14 protein-coding genes and 2 tRNA genes are annotated in these 17496 nt (G+C 69.8%); 4 read left to right on the forward strand and 12 right to left on the reverse strand.

Going from position 1 to position 17496, the window contains the following annotated elements:
• Positions 1 to 116: 116 nt before the first annotated feature.
• The 10 genes from AB0K18_RS21205 to topA form a co-directional block, all read right to left on the reverse strand.
• Entirely contained in the window at positions 117 to 506 is a 390-nt protein-coding gene (locus AB0K18_RS21205) for a hypothetical protein (protein ID WP_364916596.1), read from the reverse strand.
• A gap of 119 nt (positions 507 to 625) precedes the next feature.
• Positions 626 to 699: transfer RNA gene (locus AB0K18_RS21210), tRNA-Thr, on the reverse strand.
• A 139-nt stretch (positions 700 to 838) separates the two neighbouring features.
• Positions 839 to 1675, reverse strand: a complete 837-nt coding sequence (gene ricT, locus AB0K18_RS21215; RefSeq protein WP_364917152.1) for a regulatory iron-sulfur-containing complex subunit RicT — start codon at positions 1673 to 1675, stop codon at positions 839 to 841.
• A 222-nt stretch (positions 1676 to 1897) separates the two neighbouring features.
• Positions 1898 to 2812 carry a permease-like cell division protein FtsX gene (locus AB0K18_RS21220; RefSeq protein ID WP_364916599.1) on the reverse strand — a complete coding sequence of 305 codons (915 nt, stop codon included), beginning with the start codon at positions 2810 to 2812 and terminating at the stop codon, positions 1898 to 1900.
• 104 nt (positions 2813 to 2916) lie between these two features.
• Positions 2917 to 3444, reverse strand: coding sequence for a SigE family RNA polymerase sigma factor (locus tag AB0K18_RS21225; RefSeq protein ID WP_364916601.1), 528 nt, complete (start codon positions 3442 to 3444; stop codon positions 2917 to 2919).
• A gap of 53 nt (positions 3445 to 3497) precedes the next feature.
• Positions 3498 to 4670 (reverse strand): DNA polymerase III subunit delta', encoded by a 1173-nt coding sequence (locus AB0K18_RS21230; protein ID WP_364916604.1) that lies wholly within the window; start codon positions 4668 to 4670, stop codon positions 3498 to 3500.
• A gap of 59 nt (positions 4671 to 4729) precedes the next feature.
• Positions 4730 to 6772 carry a dTMP kinase gene (gene tmk / locus AB0K18_RS21235; protein ID WP_364916607.1) on the reverse strand — a complete coding sequence of 681 codons (2043 nt, stop codon included), beginning with the start codon at positions 6770 to 6772 and terminating at the stop codon, positions 4730 to 4732.
• A 138-nt stretch (positions 6773 to 6910) separates the two neighbouring features.
• Positions 6911 to 7471, reverse strand: a complete 561-nt coding sequence (locus AB0K18_RS21240) for a helix-turn-helix transcriptional regulator (RefSeq protein ID WP_364916610.1) — start codon at positions 7469 to 7471, stop codon at positions 6911 to 6913.
• Positions 7472 to 7545: 74 nt separating this feature from the next.
• Positions 7546 to 8883: a metallophosphoesterase gene (locus AB0K18_RS21245; RefSeq protein ID WP_364916612.1), complete on the reverse strand. Its 1338-nt coding sequence runs from the start codon at positions 8881 to 8883 to the stop codon at positions 7546 to 7548.
• Between the two features lie 72 nt (positions 8884 to 8955).
• Complete coding sequence (gene topA, locus AB0K18_RS21250; RefSeq protein ID WP_364916615.1) at positions 8956 to 11646, reverse strand: type I DNA topoisomerase; 2691 nt, start codon at positions 11644 to 11646, stop codon at positions 8956 to 8958.
• A gap of 189 nt (positions 11647 to 11835) precedes the next feature.
• Here topA and AB0K18_RS21255 point away from each other — a divergent pair, with 189 nt between their 5' ends.
• Entirely contained in the window at positions 11836 to 12021 is a 186-nt protein-coding gene (locus tag AB0K18_RS21255; RefSeq protein WP_103957247.1) for a DUF5703 family protein, read from the forward strand.
• A 107-nt stretch (positions 12022 to 12128) separates the two neighbouring features.
• Here the strand turns inward: AB0K18_RS21255 and AB0K18_RS21260 are convergent, their stop codons facing one another.
• Together AB0K18_RS21260 and AB0K18_RS21265 are read right to left on the reverse strand one after the other, a co-directional pair.
• A complete protein-coding gene (locus AB0K18_RS21260; protein ID WP_364916618.1) occupies positions 12129 to 14207 on the reverse strand; it encodes a chaplin family protein in 2079 nt (692 codons plus the stop codon).
• Between the two features lie 348 nt (positions 14208 to 14555).
• Positions 14556 to 15179, reverse strand: coding sequence for a hypothetical protein (locus tag AB0K18_RS21265; RefSeq protein ID WP_364916621.1), 624 nt, complete (start codon positions 15177 to 15179; stop codon positions 14556 to 14558).
• Between the two features lie 330 nt (positions 15180 to 15509).
• Here AB0K18_RS21265 and AB0K18_RS21270 point away from each other — a divergent pair.
• The 3 genes from AB0K18_RS21270 to AB0K18_RS21280 all read left to right on the forward strand — a co-directional run bounded on the left by AB0K18_RS21270 (position 15510) and on the right by AB0K18_RS21280 (position 17414).
• A tRNA-Leu gene (locus AB0K18_RS21270) sits at positions 15510 to 15595 on the forward strand.
• Positions 15596 to 15789: 194 nt separating this feature from the next.
• Positions 15790 to 16014, forward strand: a complete 225-nt coding sequence (locus AB0K18_RS21275; RefSeq protein WP_364916623.1) for a hypothetical protein — start codon at positions 15790 to 15792, stop codon at positions 16012 to 16014.
• A gap of 152 nt (positions 16015 to 16166) precedes the next feature.
• Positions 16167 to 17414 (forward strand): hypothetical protein, encoded by a 1248-nt coding sequence (locus tag AB0K18_RS21280; protein WP_364916626.1) that lies wholly within the window; start codon positions 16167 to 16169, stop codon positions 17412 to 17414.
• Positions 17415 to 17496: the final 82 nt, after the last annotated feature.

Here is a 17496-nt window from a genome sequence, read left to right on the forward strand (position 1 = left end):
CGTCGTCATCTGGCACAACTGGAACATCGGCGCACCCGTGAAACGATCCCTGATCGCCTACGATCACTAACCCGAATTTCACATCAACGATCTAGGGGATGGTCTCCGCTGCGGTTCTAGGCGTGGGTCATCTGCAAGTCGCCTCCCCAACTTCGGGCGATGACAGCTCCATCCTCGAACTCGAAGGACATGCGCATGCGTTGGCCGGACAAGTCATCGAACTCCTCCACCAAGCGCCGCAACCGCTGACCGATGTACCTCACGAAGGGAACTTCATCGGGAGCGGTGATCACGTCCACGCGACTGCCCAGTTCCTCCATCACGTAGCCCTCCCCCGGCTCCTCGGGGTCGATCCTGAGTTCCCAATCAGCGGCAACACCTAGGTTGACAGTCAACGCCTCGAATCTGAGCCAGACCTCGCCTATGACCGGGGCTTCAGATCGATGTGTGAACTGACTTGCTACCACGCCCGCCAAGCGCAGATTCTCCAGGGCAGTCACATCCACCGGATCAGCCTAATCCGTAGCCCATCAATGGGCATCGGCTGCAGGGGTTGCTGTATGGCGCTGCTGTACGGAGATCAAAAAGGCCCTCCCGGATCATCCGGGAGGGCCTTTGACCTGGGAGCCGCCTTGGGGATTCGAACCCCAGACCCCTTCATTACGAGTGAAGTGCTCTGGCCGACTGAGCTAAGGCGGCATCTGCCGTGCAGCGTGAGAGAGTCTACAGGAGCCCGAGGGGTTCTCGCTCCCATCGGTCCCCCGATGTCAGGAAAGCCCCCGGCGGCGGGCCGGCTGCGCCCGTGGCCTCACGGCTCGGCCCATATCCGCACCCCGCCCTATGACGTGCCGTCCCCGCCGCCCCCGTACGTCGAGTCGTACGCCTTCCGTGGCCCGCACACGCTGGCCCGGGAGCACGAACAGCGGCGTCCGCCGTCGTTGAGCCGCACCACCACCGAATCGGACGGGACGTTGTGGCCCACCACCGTTCCGGGCCCCTCGGGGGTTTCGACGCTCGTGCCCGTGCGGGGGGCTGAGGCGCGGAACTCCTGGTACAGCGGGTGTTCGTACTTGAGGCAGCACATCAGCCGACCGCATGCCCCCGCGATGCGCAGCGGGTTGACCGGGAGGTCCTGGTCTTTGGCCATGCGTACGGAGACCGGCTCGAAGTCCTTGAGGAAGGTCGCGCAGCACAGGTCGCGGCCGCAGGGGCCGATGCCGCCCTGGAGGCGGGCCTCGTCGCGGGGGCCGATCTGGCGCAGCTCGACCCGGGCCCTGAGGTTGCGGGCCAGGTCGCGCACCAGGGCGCGGAAGTCGACCCGGTGCGGGGCGGAGAAGTAGACCGTGTAGACGTTGTCCTCGTCGAGGTAGTCGATGCCGACGACCTTCATCGGCAGCGAGTGCCGCTTGATGAGCCGCTTGGAGACGCTGCGAGCCTCGGCGCGGCGCCGCTTGTTCGACTCGTCACGGGACAGGTGTTCGTCGCCGGCGAGCCCGGCGCACACCGGCAGGCCGTCAACGTCTTCGCTCGTGTACTGCGGCGCCCAGACGCACTCCGCCACCTCAGGTCCCGAATCCGTTGGTACGAGCACTTTGTCGCCCACCTTGTAGGTGTGCTGGCCGGGATCGAGGTAGTAGAGCCTCCCGTAACGGGTGAAGCTCACGGCCATGATCATTCCCATGGGCTCGAGCTCGCCTCCTGACGGCCTAGGGGTCATTTACCGTCTCCCCTGCCACATTACGTGCGCAGGCCCGCAGTGGTGAGGGGTGGGCGGCGGCGGATCTTGAGCTGGGCCCCCGCCGCCGGTGACCCCACGCCCCCGATCAGCCCGTCGCCCCACAATCAGCCAGCCGCCGTTCGTACGATCAGCAGCCGCCACAACCCTCCAACAGCAGCGTCATCCCACGCCGGAGCACATGACCGAGGCGGGCAGATCCAGGCCGAAGTCGAAGGACAGCGTCCGCCGCGCGGGCACGCACGTTTGAGAGACCACTGCCGCCACCCCCGGTTGCCGGTTCAACCGCTCGACCACCTCGCCATCCTCCGCCTCGTTCTTCAGCGTGATCCTGAAGGACTCCGGCAGGTCCTCCACCTTGGTCGCTCTGACCATCGCCGGACTGCTCTCCTGGAACGACTTCTTGAAGTTCTCGTAGGCCGCCTCCTTGCTCTCGAAGACGTGCTCCGCCACCTGCGGCGCAGCGCCGATCAGCTTGTCGAGCGCGCGCTTCTGCGCGGCCGTGGCGGCCTTTCCCCCATCGCGGCCGGCACCGCACTGGGGGATGCTCGTGCCCTCGTTGCACAGGAAGACGCTGATATGCCACTTGAGATCATCAGCGGTCGGCAGCTTGGTGATGTCGGGCGAAGCTCGGTCGACGATCGTATGGAACCCCTCCAACCTGAAGACGGCTTGGTTCACCTGCGCCCTATCTCCGCCTTTCTTGATCTTCAAGTGGAACGAAGGCGGCAGATCAGCCGGCTTGACCGCGTCGAGCACGGCGGTGTTGCCCGCGTAGCTCTTCCTGAACCGCTCGTAGGCCGTCGCCTGATCCTCGAACGACACCTCGTTGACCTGAGGGAGCCCGCGCAGCACCGCCCCGATGGTTTCGACCTGCTGAGGGGTGGCGTCACGGCCACTGCACGGCGCCTCGGTCACTGCCTTCGAGCACAGGAAGACCGCCATCCCGGCCGCCTCGCTCGGCGCGGGCTCGACCGCCGCCACATGATCCTGGCCGCCGGTGCCCAGGGCCACGGCGGTCGCCGCCCCCGCGAAGACCACCACCGCCGCCGCCACGCCGAGCAGCCGGTAGTCCACGCGCCACCGCCGCTCGGGTGCGCGAAGGGGACGCAGAGTGGCGGGGTCCAGCGAGGCTCCGGCCTCGGCGAGGGCCTCGCGCAGCCTGTCTTCCATGGGACTGCTCATGAATCCTCCCCAAGGGCCCGGCCGAGCGCCGCCAGCCCACGCGTGACCGTGGAGCGTACGGTGCTCGCGTTGATCTTCATAGTCTCGGCGATCTCCTGGTCGGTGAGATCGAAGTAGTAGCGCAGCGTCAGCGCCTCGCGCTGCCTGCCGGGCAGCTCGCGCAGCGCGAGCAGGACCTCCCTGCGCTCCTCCCCCAGCAGCGCGGCGCTCTCCGCGGACCAGACGGGCGGCTCGTACGGCGGCGCCTTGCGGAAGACCGTCGCCCGCCGCCGCAGCACGGAGCGGCACCCGTTGAGCACCGCGGAGCGCACGTAGGACAGCAGCTTGTCGGCGTCGCGCAGCCGGACCCGGCCGGCGCACGTGCGCTCGAACGCCTCCTGCACGACGTCTTCGGCGGTCGCCTGGTCACCGACCATGATGAGGGCCAGCCGGACGAGCCCGACGTGGTGCTCGGCGAAGATCGACGCGACGTCGACCCGGCGCCGCGCGAGGTCTTCTTGCTGGGTGAGTAGTTCGACTTCCACGCAACAGAGACGCCTGGCGTGCTCATCTGCTGCTTCGGTCGGCCAACTGTTTTTCAGCGCAGTGCCAGCATCATCGCCTCGACGGCCATCTGCGGGTTGACGCTGGCCGCGAGGCGTTCGCGGCACTGCATGATCGCGTCGATGCGCCGCAGCGTCTCCTCCGGCGTCGTGGACTTGGCGAGCTGGTCGAGGTCGAAGCGCAGGTCGTCGTTGGCCAGCTCGACGCCCTCGGCCCCGAACTGCATGGTGAGCACGTCGCGGTAGAACGACACGAGCTCCAGCAGGGCGCTGTCGAGCGAGTCGCGCTTGATGCGGGTGGCGCGCGACTTCTGCCGGTCCTCCAGCTCCTTGAGCGCCCCTGCACCGCCCCTGACCAGGCCCCGGTTGAGCCCCTTGCCGGTGGACCCCTCGCCGTACAGCTTGCGCAGCTCCGCCGTCTCGTTCTCGTTGAGCGCGGCCGTGGCGGCGGCGGCCTCCTCCTCGGCGGTCTTCACCAGGCGTTCGGCCGCGGCGATGCACTCGCCGACGCCGGTCAGCGCGCGCGGGATGCCCAGCACGGCCTCTCGCCGCCGCCTGACGCCCTCGTCGAGCGCCAGCGCACGCGCGCGGCTGATGTGCCCCTGCGCGGCCCTGGCGGCGAATCTGGCGGTCTCCCAGGGCACGCTGTCGCGGGTGGCCAGCACGTGGGCGACGGCCTCGGTGGCGGGCGTGGTGAGGGTGACCTGGCGGCAGCGGGACCTGATGGTGATCATCAGGTCGTCGGGCGCGGGGGCGCAGAGCAGCCACACCGTACGCGGCGGCGGCTCCTCGATGGCCTTGAGCAGGGCGTTGGCGGCCGACTCCGTGGCCCGGTCGGCGTCCTCGAACAGGATGACCCGCCACCGCCCCTGCGTCGGCGCCCCGGCCGCGCGCAGGATCAGCTCGCGGGTCTGCTTGACGCTGTAGGACAGCCCCTCGGGACGTACGGACTCCAGGTCGGGGTGCGAGCCGATGAGCACCTGGTGGCACTGGTCGCAGTGGCCGCACCCGCCGTCGGGACAGAGCAGGGCGGCGGCGAAGGCGCGTGCGGCGTCTTCGCGACCGGCGCCCGGCGGGCCGGTGAACAGCCAGGCGTGCGTCATGCCGGCGCCGCGCCCGCCCGCGACGACCTCTCCGGCCGCCGCCGCGGCCCGCGACAGCACGGCGATCGCCTGGTCCTGCCCCACGAGGTCATCGAAAACCGTCACGGGGACAAGGCTAACCGCGCCCGCCACCCCGGAGTACGCCTAACGCCAGGGATCAGGTGTCAGTCTCGGATGGCGGGCATGGTGCCCGTGGCGTCTTCGGACTCGCGCGGCACCGGGTCGGGCAGGATCTCGCGGACCCGGTCATGGATCTGCCGGGTGATCGTCTCCTGTGGCAGCGTGCCGTCGACCACGAGGTAACGCTCGGGCGCCGCAGCGGCCAGCGCGCGGAACTCCTTGCGTACGCGATGGTGGAACTCGAGCGGCTCCGCCTCGATGCGGTCGGCGGCCCCGCCGAGCCGGGTCAGTCCCACCTCGGGCGGCGTGTCGATGAGCACGGTCAGGTGGGGCACCAGCCCGCCGGTCGCCCACGCGTTGACCTTGGAGACGTCTTCGGGGTCGAGGACGCGCCCCGCCCCCTGGTACGCCAGCGAGGAGTCGACGTAGCGGTCGGTCACCACGATCGAGCCCCGGTAGAGGGCCGGCCTGATCACCTTCTCGACGTGCTCGGCCCGGTCGGCGGCGTAGAGCAGCGCCTCGGACCGCGCCGACAGGCCCCGCTCGGCGGCGTCGAGCAGGATGGCCCGCAGCCGCATGCCGACCTTGGTGGCACCCGGCTCGCGCGTCTGCACGACGTCGTAGCCCTGGTCGCGCAGCCAGATGGCGAGCAGCCGCGACTGGGTGGTCTTGCCCGACCCCTCGCCACCCTCGAACGCCACGAACAGCCCTGGCACGTGCTCGGCGGCCCCCGTGGGGAACCGCTCGCCGCGCACCGCCGCGATCAGGTCGGCGGCCAGCGGCACGCCCTTCCTGTCGTCCATGTGGCGCAGCGCCAGCAGGCCGACGACAATGGCCAGCGCCCCGCCGATCACCAGCACGACGTTGGTGCCGTCGAAGCGGTAGCTGATCTGCCCCATGCCGAGGACGTGCACCCCGAACAGCGCCGCCAGCGGGTTGGCCACGGCCACCACCAGCAGCAGCGTCACCCGGGCCGTGGACTGCAGGAACGCGAACGTACGGCCGCGCAGCGCGTCTTCGACCTCGAGCCCGATCAGCGTGTAGCCGATGATCCAGGCGATGCCCGCGCACGCCCCGAGCAGCACGGTCAGCATGACCACGATGACGAGGTTGTGCACCAGCGCGATCGCGATCAGCACCAGCCCTGCGACGGTGATGGCCAGCCCGAACAGCCGCCGCCGCGACAGCTCGCGCAGCAGCCTGAGCCCGAAGAACATGCCGAGCGCCATGCCGACGAAGACCGCGCCGAACACCACGCCGTAGGCCGCGTCGCCGCCGCCCAGCGCCTCGACGTAGATCTTGGCCACGCCCACCACGGCGCCGCCGGCCGCGAAGGCGCCGAGCATGCCGATGACCAGGCCGCGCACCAGCCGGTTGCCGCCGACGAACCGCCAGCCTTCGACGACCTGCTTGAGCACGGACGGCGTGGAGATCGCCCCGTCGCGCTTGGGGATGTCGCGCAGGGTGAAGATGAGGACGGCCGAGACGAGGTAGGCGCAGGCGTTGACGATCAGCGCCAGGCCGGTCGCGCCGTGGCCGGTGAGGAACGGCACCGCCCCGCCGATCAGGTCGCCCGCCACCGACAGCGCCGCGAAGAGCATGGCGGCGACCGGCGCGGTGCCGTAGGTGACCAGCAGGTTGAGCCGGTTGGCCGACTCGAGCTGCGCCTTGGGCACCAGGTTGGGCACCGTGGCGTCCTTGGCCGGGACCCAGAACAGGTTGATGCACTCGACCAGGACGGTCGCGACGATGACCCACTGGTAGCTGTTGACGAACGGGATCGACAGCACGACCGCGAACCTGGCCAGGTCGGCCGCGAACATGGTCAGCCGCCGGTCGAACCGGTCGGCGAAGACCCCGGCGAGCGGCCCGAGCAGCACGGCGGGCAGCATCTTGGCGACGAACACACCGCCGACGGCCAGCGACTGCACGCGGTAGTCGCCCTCGGTGAGGTTGCCCGCGAGGGCGGTCAGTGCCAGCAGGTTGAGCCAGTCGCCCAGGCTGCACACCGACATGGCCGTCCAGAGCCGTCGAAACGGCGCGTTGGCCAGCACGTGGGCCGGGCGACTCCGGCCAGGGGCAGTCATGATTTCAGCGTATCCAGGTGTCGACCGGAAGGGGGTGGTCAAGAGACGGCCCGGATATTCCCGGTCGTCCGTGGCTGAGGGTATTACGACAATAGAGTCGGGCGCAGGTTACACACCTCGAATAGGCCCGCGAAAACCTCATTGATGTGTCACTCCGGCCTCTTGCCGCGCCGTTTCCACCAGGGGCCGCCACGCCGCCGCGATCTCGTCCGGCAGGTCGAGCTCGCGCCACAGGTCGATGAGCAGCACCGCGTCGATGTGGGCGAGCAGCTCGTCGGGCCCGCCGCCGCACAGCAGCGCGGTGTAGGCGGCCCGCCGCTCGTCGCGGTCGGCCAGCTCGTACGTGCGCCCGCCCACCCGCGCGACCCCCAGCGCCGCCGAGACCGGCAGCCGCCGCAACCGGCTGGGCACGTGGAACGTGTGCCCGTCACCCGTCGTGCGGGCGACGCACCCGACCTTGGCCTCCAGCACCAGCTCGAACCCGGCCGCGTCGAGGATGCGCCCTGCGGTCTCCAGCGTCGGCGACTTCCTGCCGTGCTCGTAGGCCGACAACGTGGTGCGCGACGTGCCGCTCACGCTGGCCAGCGCCTTCTGGTTGAGATCTGCCGCCCGTCTGGCCTGACGGAACAACAGCCCGCCGCGCCGGGCCCAGGACGCGACCTCCTGTCCGAACGCCCGCTCCACCGGGGAAGAAGCCATGACCGCCCTCCGAGAGTATCCGCGCGGATACTCTACGCCATAAGAGCGTCACGTGACCACTTCATTACCCCAAGTCAGCTCCGCAGCTCCACCAGGCTGATCTCGGGCGGCGCCCCCACGCGTACGGGCGGCCCCCAGAACCCGGCGCCCCTGGTGACGTAGACCTGCACACCGTCCACCGTGGCGAGCCCCGACACGACCGGCTGCTGCAACCCCACGACCAGGTTGAACGGCGCGATCTGCCCGCCGTGCGTGTGACCGGACAGCTGCAGGTCGACGCCGTGGCGGGCGGCCTCGCTCACCTGGATCGGCTGGTGGGCGAGCAGCACCGTGGACCGGCCATCCGTACGTCCGCCGAGCGCCTTGGCGAAGTCGGGGCCGTCGCCGCTCGACGCGCCGCCGACGTCGTTGACGCCGGCCAGGTCGAGCACGGCCCCCTGGTGCGCGATCTCGACCCGCTCGTTTCGCAGCGAGCGTACGCCCAGCTCGCCCAGCTCCTCGACCCACTCCTCAGGGCCTTCCGGCGAGAAGTATTCGTGGTTGCCGGTGACGAAATAGGCCCCGTAACGGGACTCCAGGCCCTTGAGCGGCCGCGCCAGCGAGCCAAGCTGGGCCACCGAACCGTCGACCAGGTCGCCCACGATGGCCACCACGTCGGCCTCGAGCCCGTTGATCATGCGGACGATGCGCTGGGTGTGACCGATGCCGGTGAGCGGGCCGAGGTGGATGTCGCTGACCACCGCGAACCGCAGGCCGTTGAGGCGCGGGTCGAGCTTGGGCAGCCTGACCGTGACCGGCTCGATCACGGGGTCGCCCAGGGCGCTCGACATGCCGTACGCGACCGTGCCGACCGCGCTGACCCCGGCGATCGCCGCGGTGGCCCGCCCGAGAAAGAGCCGCCTGCTCATGTCACCGCCGGCCGCGGAACCAGCCGGCGCGGAACCGCCCGGCACAGAACCGACCGACACAGAACCGACCGGCACAGAAACAGCGGGCACGGAACCAGCGGGCACGGAATTAGCGGCCGGGGATCCGGCCGGGTCCCCGGTCAGGGTCGCCGTACCACCGCCCGCCTCATTGGCGAAAACCGGCTCAGGCGCCGCAACCGGCTGAGGAGCCGAGGCCCGCCTGCGCAACACCGCCCCCACGACCGCCCGCGGAATCTCCAGCACCGCCAGGATGATCACCAGGTAGAACATCACCGCCAGCCAGACGTAGCCCGCCCAGGCGATCCAGCTCTCCAGCCCCAGCCGCGACCCGATGAACGTCCCCATGAGGACCGCGAGCAGCAGCACCAGCGCCAGCGTCAGCGACGCACGCACCCGGCCGGGCCCGGTGGTGCCGCGCACCAGCCGGCGCCACAGGTAGTAATGCGCGAGCAGCACGCCGCCGGCGAAGATCAGGACGAACACACTGACGATGCTACGTCCGGCGGCCACCACGTGATGACCGCCGGATCCGGCGAAACCATGACTCCGACGAAGCTACGACTTGGTCGCGGGCTTCTTCGCCGCGGGCTTCTTGGCCGCCGTCTTGCGCGTGGTCTTCTTCGGCGCGGGCGCCCGCTCGCGCCGCTCGGCCAGCAGCTCGGCGGCCCGCTCGATGGTGATGTCCTCGACGGTGTCGCCCTTGCGCAGGGACGCGTTGGTCTCGCCGTCGGTCACGTAAGGGCCGAACCGCCCCTCCTTGACCACCACCGGCTTCTTCGAGTTGGGGTCGTCGCCCAGCTCGCGCAGCGGCGCCGCCGCCGCCGCCCGCCCCCTGCCGCGCTGCTTGGGCTGCGCGAACAGCTCCTTAGCCTGCTCGATCGTGACCGTCAGCAGGTCCTCTTCGGAGGAGAGCGAGCGGGAGTCGGTGCCCTTCTTCAGGTAGGGGCCGAACTTCCCGTTGTGCGCCACGACCTCCTCGCCCTCCAGATCGCCGACGACCCGCGGGATCGACAGCAGCTTGAGCGCGTCCTCGAGGGTGATGGTGTCGAGGGACATCGTCTTGAACAGCGAGCTCGTACGCGGCTTCGGCGCGTCGGCCTTCTTCGTCCGCTTCTTCGGCGCGTCCTCGTCAGCGGCCGGCTCCGGCAGGACCTCCGTCACATAAGGCCCGTAACGCCCGTCCTTGGCCACGATCATGTGCCCGGTCGCCGGATCGTGACCGAGCTCACGGTCACCGGTCGGCCGCGAGAACAGCTCCTCGGCCTTCTCCGCCGTCAGCTCGTCGGGCGTCATGTCCTCGGGGACGTTGACGCGAGCGCCGTCGCGGTCGAGGTAGGGGCCGTAGCGCCCGACCCGCAGCACGATGTCGGTGCCCTTGACCGGGAACGAGCTGATCTCCTTGGCGTCGATGTCGCCGAGGTCGGTGACCATCTCCTTCAGGCCCTCGTCGCCGTCGGCGCCGTAGTAGAACCGCCGCAGCTCCGGCTCCCGCTCGGCCCGGTCGTTGGCGATGTCGTCGAGCACCTTCTCCATCTCGGCGGTGAAGTCGTAGTCGACGAGGTTGCCGAAGTGCTGCTCCAGCAGGTTGACCACGGCGAACGCCAGGAAGGACGGCACCAGCGCCGTGCCCTTCTTGAACACGTAGCCCCGGTCGAGGATGGTGCCGATGATCGAGGCGTAGGTGGACGGCCGCCCGATCTCGCGATCCTCCAGCTCCTTGACCAGCGACGCCTCGGTGTAACGCGCGGGCGGCTTGGTGGAGTGGCCGGCCACGTCGAGGCGCGACACGCTGAGCGCGTCGCCCTCCTCCAGGTTGGGCAGCCGCTTCTCGGAGTCGTCGCGGTCGGTGGACGGGTCGTCGGCCCCCTCGACGTACGCCTTGAGGAAGCCGTAGAACGTGATCGTCCGGCCGGACGCGCTGAACTCGACGTCCTCGCCGGCCGACGACCTGCCGCCGGCCTTCACGGTGATCGACTCGCCGACCGCGTCCTTCATCTGGGACGAGACCGTACGCTGCCAGATCAGCTCGTAGAGCCGGAACATGTCGCCGGAAAGCCCGGTCTCGCCCGGCGTGCGGAACTCCTCGCCCGACGGCCTGATCGCCTCGTGCGCCTCCTGGGCGCTCTTGACCTTGCTGGAGTAGACGCGCGGCTTGTCGGGCACGTACGCGGAGCCGTACAGCTTGATCGCCTGCGAGCGCGCCGCGGCCACCGCCGTCTCCGACAGCGTGATGCTGTCGGTACGCATGTAGGTGATGAACCCGTTCTCGTACAGCCGCTGCGCCACCTGCATCGTGTACTTCGCGGAGAACCCCAGCTTCCGGCTGGCCTCCTGCTGCAACGTGGTCGTCCGGAAAGGCGCGTACGGCTTGCGCGTGTACGGCTTGCGCTCGACCGACTTGACCGCGAACGAGACGCCCGCCAGCCGCCCGGCCAGCTCGCCCGCCGCCGCCTCCGACAGGTGCAGCACGTCGGCGCCGCGCTTGAGCTGCCCGGTGCTGGCGAAGTCGCGCCCCTGGGCGACCCGCTTGCCGTCGACCGAGGTCAGCGTGCCGGTGAAGTCGCGCGGCCGCTCGTCGGCCTTGCCGGTGTCGAACAGCGCCTGCAGGTCCCAGTAGTGGGCGGGCGTGAACGCGATGCGGTCGCGCTCGCGCTCCACCACCAGGCGCGTCGCCACCGACTGCACCCGGCCCGCCGACAGCTTCGGCTTGACCTTCTTCCACAGCACGGGGCTGACCTCGTAGCCGTAGAGGCGGTCGAGGATGCGGCGCGTCTCCTGGGCGTCGACCAGGCGGAGGTTGAGGTCGCGCGGGTTGGCCACGGCGTCGCGGATCGCCTGCGGGGTGATCTCGTGGAAGACCATGCGGTGCACGGGGACCTTCGGCTTGAGCACCTCGCGCAGGTGCCAGGCGATGGCCTCGCCCTCGCGGTCCTCGTCAGTGGCGAGATAGAGCTCGTCGGCGTCTTTGAGCAGTTGCCGCAGCTTGGCCACCTGGGAACGTTTGTCGGGGTTGACGACGTACAGCGGCTCGAACCCGTGCTCGACGTTCACACCGAGACGTGCCCAAGGCGCCCCCTTGAACTTCTCGGGGATGTCGTCGGCCTTCTCCGGCAGGTCGCGGATGTGACCGATGCTCGATTCGACGATGTAGCCGCGCCCCAGGTACCCGGCGATCGTCTTCGCCTTGGCGGGCGACTCGACGATCACCAGGCGTGTTCCGCCGGCGCTGCCGTTCTTGGCTGGCACGCTGCTTCCTACCTCGCTGTTCGCTTGCAAATCCCCCTGCCGGGAGTCGGCACAGACTGAAAGGTAACCCGACTCGCGGAATTTTCCTTCCCCCGGGCTACCCACTAGCTTCCGGGTCCACCCACAAGCACGCAGAATAAGGCTCATCGAGCGGCAAGGCGCCCTGACCCACCCTGGAGACTAATCGTTGTGCTCGACTACTCCTACATGGATATCTTCATTCCGCGCGACCTCACTCGCGAAGCAGCACGTCAGCTGCTGACCGAACACGCAGAGTACGGACAGTGGGAGCTGGCGCGCGTGCGGGTGCACCCCGACGGCAGCCGTCACGTACGCCTGCGCAGAAAGATCATGCGAGTCCGCCGCACCCTGTGACCACCGGGCATGACTTTGCCCGTCCCGGGCCGCGCCCCCGGAACGGGCAAAGTTCAACCAGGTAGTGGATGAACGTAGAGGTACCTCAGATAAGTACCTCCTTTCTGTTACTTACGGCCGAGCCGGAACCGGCGAGCAGAGGCGAACAGCGTCGCGGAGGCGGCCAGCATGCCGCCGAACACGAGGGCGATCAGAGATCCGCTGTTCATCCCGGTGACGCCCGCCGGCTGCTCGGCGCTCATGAGGCCGACGCCCCCGATCGGCAGGCTGCGGGTGGCCGAGGCGATGGTGCTGCCGGCCGGGGTGGAGGCGACCAGGTCGGTCGCCGGGGAGAGCGCCGAGATGGGGCTCGACGGAGCGGTGCGGCGCTTGTGGTCGGCGGGGGCGGCGGCGTGCTTGCGCTTCGGCGTGGCCGGGGCCTGGGTCAGGCCGGGCAACTCGGGGAGCGCGGGCAGGCCGAGGGTCTTGGAGATGTCCTCGACGACGGGGACCTGCGGGGCCGCGGCGGGCTTGGTGGCCTCCTTGACGTTGCCGACGCCTTCGAGCCCGCGGGTGACGCCGCTCAGGTCGCCGGCGCCGGGCAGGTGCTTGGTGGCCTCGGTGGCGGGCAGCCCCTGGGCGAGGCCGGCCGCCGCGGCGCCGACGTCCTGGCCGCCGCCGCTCAGCACCGGCAGGGCGGGCGCGATGGGCAGCAGGCCGCGCTTGGCCGCCGCGAACTTGGTCGTGGTACGGGCGAAGCGGTCGAACCTGCTCGGCCCTTGGTGGCCCGGCTTGCCGACCCGGGCGCCGCCGAGGCAGCCGGCCGCCGCGTCACCGAGGACCGCCGCCGCGTTGCCGCAGACGTTGACCGGCGCGGTGATCGGCGCCACCACCTGGTTACCGCTCAGCACGCCGCCCGCGCCCGAGGTGCGGTTGTTGCCGCCGCCGACCCCGTGCTGCGGGTGGACGCCCGCACCGCCGTGGCACTGGGCCCGCGAGAGGCCGAGCACGGCGGCCGCGTTGCCGCAGGCGTTGACGGGGGCCGTGATCGGCGCGACCGCCTGGTTGCCGGCCAGCACGCCGCCGGCGCCCGACGTGCGGTTGCCGCCCGCGCCCCGAGCCGAGTTCTTCACCGTGGCGTCGCCCTTGCACCCGGCGAACGCGTGCCCGACCAATGCCACCGCGTTGCCGCAGACGTTGACCGGCGCGGTGATCGGCGCCACCACCTGGTTACCGCTCAGGACACCGCCCGCACCCGACGTGCGGTTGCCACCGGCGCCCGACTGCCCCGACTGCTCCACCTTCGACCCGCCGCGGCACCCGGCCGAGGCGTTGCCCACGGCGTTGCCGCAGATGTCGATCGGCACGCTGATCGGCGCGATGACCTGGTTGCCGCTCCCGACACCGAAACGCCCGTCGGTGTCGTTGCCCCTGGACCCCGGCGCCTGGTGGCGGGTGTGGTAGCGGTGGCCCGGACCGCCGTTGTTGGTGACCGACGAGCCGCCCTGGCAGCCGGAGAACGCCCGGCCCACCGCGGCGACCGAGTTGCCGCAGATGTTGATCGGCACGCTGACCGGTGCCACCACCTGGTTGCCGCCGAGGACGCTGCCGTTGCCGGACGTACGGTTGCCGCCCGCGCCCTTGCCGGTGTTGTGCACCGTCGCGCCGCCCTTGCAGCCCGCGGTCGCGTCGCCGAAGATGGCGACCGCGTTGCCGCAGGCGTTGATCGGGGCCGAGATGGGCGCGGTGATCTGGTTGCCGCCGAGCACGCTGCCGTCACCCGAGGTGCGGTTGCCGCCGGCCCCGCCCTTGCCGTGGGTGCGGACGGTCGAGCCGCCCTTGCAGCCCGCGTCGGACTTGCCGATGAGGGAGACGGCGTTGCCGCACGCGTTGACCGGGACGCTGATGGGCGCGTCGACCTGGTTGCCGCCCAGCACGCTGCCGTTGCCCGACGTCTTGTTGGGGATGCCGTTGCGGCCGGTGTTGACGACTTCCGCGCCGCCCTGCGAGGTCGCCTCCGACTTGCCGACGGCGGCGATCGCGTTGCCGCTGATGTCGATCGGCAGCGAGATCGGCAGGTCGACCTGGTTGCCGCCGCCGACGGACCCGTTGCCGGAGGTGTCGGCGAGCGCGGTGCCGCCGCCGAACGACATGACGGCCACGGCCAGCAGAGCAGCAGGGCTCGATGCCTTCGCCCACGTACGCATGATGGATGCTCCTAGTGGTTCTGGGGGGATGATGTGAAATCGGTCTCGCGCGCCTTGCCCGGGGCACGGCTGTTGGGACGCCGTACGTTCCACGCGTTGTCACCGCGTGCAGCGGGAGACCCGGGGGATGCGCGAACCCGCGTGAACTGACGTTGGTTTCACCCGCGGGCGGCGAGCTGCGGTGGCGCCTTGATGCGCCTGCGCTGCCGGTGAACCGGCACGCTTCGCCGCCGCGTTCGTACTGGGAAGCAGCGCTCGCTCCGGAGAGCTCGTTCCGGGAAGCCGCGCTCTTCGCGGTCCGGTGGGCGGCCGGGCTGTGGCCGGCCCGCACCCCGGACCTTCGCGGGATCAGTCAGGTGAGAAAGAGGGGTCGTCCGCCGCTGTGCGGACGACGGGGGGAAGCAGGCGCGCCAGAGGTGCGCGACCGGCCTCGAGCCGCGGGTCGAAAGCGGACCTCGCGACGTCCCCCGCAACGGACCCGAACGGCCCGCTGCCACCGCCGTTGGGCACCAAACCGTTGGTGTCCAGGATCTTTCCGGCGCTGGACGGTGACGGCAGGCCAGGATCCTGCTGGCTGTTGAGACCGTCGACCGTGCGCCCCGCCATGGCTTCGGCGTTGACTGACGCCGTCACGGGGCTGGTGAGTGAACGATGAGCTTGGGACGCGGTCTCATCAAGAGAGCCGGCCTCCGAAGCCTGGGATCCGGTCTCTGCCGCCGCCCCTGTCGCCGCGGTGGTCTCCGCGGCCGCCGGAGCGGCGGTGAGCATGCCGAACAGAACAGCGAGCAGCCACCCTGCGGCCACGAGGACGCCGGTGGCGGCTGCGCGAAGGATGACTCGCCGAGCGCCGGCCGCGAACCGCGCCATCCGGTCCGCCCGGTCGATGGTCACGCCCTGCGCTGAGATGGCGACACGCGGGCGGCGAGCAGCCGGGGCCGAAGCCCGCACCTGCCTGTCCGCCTCGCGCGTCATGTGCCCTCCAAAGCTCCAGAACCGGCCTCACGATGTGAGGCCGGTCCGTGGACTCACCCCTCAACGATCCGTAACCGTAGCAGCACCCAAAGTTGCCGCAAGCACTTTTCAGCCGACGGCCAGAAATTCCCCAACTCCCCAGTACACAGACCCACCCCAACCAACCCATCCCCCTCCCCCGAGCCCCACGGAACCCCCATCCCGAGCCCCCGTTCACCCCATCCCGTCCCCTCGACGACCCGGCCCCGGTTTCTCGGTATGACTCAGTGCTCAGAGTTTGCTAACCTTACGGAGCCGACGCGGGATGACGGTCTCGCGTGCAGGCACCAAGTCCGGGTGGCGGAATAGGCAGACGCGCTAGCTTGAGGTGCTAGTGCCCAGTGATGGGCATGGGGGTTCAAGTCCCCCCTCGGACACAGGATTACCCCATGAAGAGCCTGCCCTAAGGGGTGGGCTCTTCTGTGTTGAGCTCAGTCACCACACGGGTCGCCGCGTGGCAGATGATGACCAGGCCATTGGCTCGTAACGCAGATACGATCTCTGCCGGCTCCTTCTGCATCGAAGACACCGCTGGATCGAAGACAGCGCCAAGCTCAGCTGGGCCATCCTCATGAAGGACAAACGCATCCGCTACCGGCAAGCCGAGATCGACGCCGTCATAGGACACCGGGCCCGCTGCTTCGTCGTCACCCGCGGCGATCTCACCTCCGCCGCCTACGCCGAACGCTTCATCACCAACCAACAGCCCATCTTCGCTGCCTCCGCCACCCCTGGGCCCTTCATATTCGCTGTCCACGCCGACCGGCTGGAGCGTCTATATCCCCCGCATCACTGATTCCCGCACTTGCTTCCGGACCCTGCTGTTCATCGCAACCGGGCGTACATGAGTTCATTGAATCCGACCATGTCGGCGAACCTCGATCGTGCGACCCAGCCGGCCGCCTTGGTCAGGATGCGGCTCGGTCACCGGCTGTGGTGGACTGGAGCATGCCCAAGAGTCGCGGCCGCCGCAAGGCCACCGGCAGCAAGCCGGCCCGTCGTTCGCCCCTGCCACCGCGCCGATCTGACCTGCTGCTGCGTGACGCACGGCAGCTCACCGGCCTGGCCGATCCACTGATGGCCGAGATCTGGGCCAGCAGTTGGCTCGGTCAAGCATGGGTGACCGCGGAGCTGAGCGAACGCGAGGCCGAGCATCGGTTGTGCATGGAGGTGACCGGCCGGGCATGCACCAAGCCCACACCGAACGGCTTGGCGGCGATCGCCGCGCTGGCGCGGGTCGCACCAGCGACCGACGTCACCATGCTGGCCGAGACGATCGACATCCTGGTCCGGACGCAGCCAATGCCTCCCTGGTACACCGCCGCATCCGCGGGCGCGGGATGGACCGCGACATCGGCGTGGCGAGCGGTGGACGTGTGGGACAGCGAGCAGGTGCTGCTCGTCGATTACGACGGCCCGCATCCCCACACGTTGATGGCCCAGGTCCTCAAGCCCGGTGGGCTGATGATCGGCAAGATCGCGGTCCTGGAGCCCGGCGCCGCCGCGCAGTGGGACCAGCGGCACGAATCCGAAGAGGTGCCCATGCCGATCACCCAGGCTCCGGTGGCTGAGGTGCTCGCCGACCTGGCCGACGCGTTGCGCACCACGGATATCACCTGGCCGCGCAACGACGACGAGGACTTCGTCGACAATCGGGCTCTGGCCTGGTCCCGCTGCCGCGATCACTTGCCCGCCTGGCCCGAACGCGACAGCCTCCCCAAGGCCGAACGCCACCGCCTGATCCAGGAGTTCACCAGCACCAGTCATCTGGACGACGACGTGAGCAGGTCACTGGCCGAGCTGTTCCTGGACTACGGCGAGGGCTACGTGATCTCCGGCCCGCTGGCTTGGAGCCCGGACGAGGTCATGCTGCTGCTCACGGACTGGCTGCCCCGCAAGGCCGTTCTCGATGCCGACCAGCGTGCGGCCCTTCCCGGCGTTCTGCGCCAGTGGGTGGCTTACGCCCTCGGCCGGCGCGGCGTCGATGCACGCTGGATCACCCCGGTGGTCGACGCCGTCGACGCCCACCTTCCCGCGTTCCGGCAGGCGTTCGATGACGGCACTTCCTGGGGACCCGCCAAACAGATCGCCGCCGCTCTCACTGACCGCGGCATCGACCTCACCGATCGGCAAGCCGTCGACGATGCCATCCACGCCCTCAACGCCGAACGACTCGCACGCCGCCTCCTCCCGTGATCAAGTGCGGGTACCGGTAAGCCGCGTCGCGGTCTCGATTGTGGTCCAAGGAGGAATTCCGTGCCTGGCATCGCTCGTGAAC

It is taken from the genome of Nonomuraea sp. NPDC049421, from assembly GCF_040677005.1.
In the GTDB taxonomy this organism is placed as follows: Bacteria; Actinomycetota; Actinomycetes; order Streptosporangiales; family Streptosporangiaceae; genus Nonomuraea; species Nonomuraea salmonea.

Coding starts and splice junctions, on each gene's coding strand:
- AB0K18_RS21275 (WP_364916623.1), top strand. CDS start 15,790: ATGAAGGACAAACGCATCCGCTACCGGCAAGCCGAGATCGACGCCGTC.
- tmk (WP_364916607.1), bottom strand. CDS start 6,772: ATGACTGCCCCTGGCCGGAGTCGCCCGGCCCACGTGCTGGCCAACGCG.
- AB0K18_RS21240 (WP_364916610.1), bottom strand. CDS start 7,471: ATGGCTTCTTCCCCGGTGGAGCGGGCGTTCGGACAGGAGGTCGCGTCC.
- ricT (WP_364917152.1), bottom strand. CDS start 1,675: ATGATCATGGCCGTGAGCTTCACCCGTTACGGGAGGCTCTACTACCTC.
- AB0K18_RS21265 (WP_364916621.1), bottom strand. CDS start 15,179: ATGACGCGCGAGGCGGACAGGCAGGTGCGGGCTTCGGCCCCGGCTGCT.
- AB0K18_RS21260 (WP_364916618.1), bottom strand. CDS start 14,207: ATGCGTACGTGGGCGAAGGCATCGAGCCCTGCTGCTCTGCTGGCCGTG.
- AB0K18_RS21280 (WP_364916626.1), top strand. CDS start 16,167: ATGCCCAAGAGTCGCGGCCGCCGCAAGGCCACCGGCAGCAAGCCGGCC.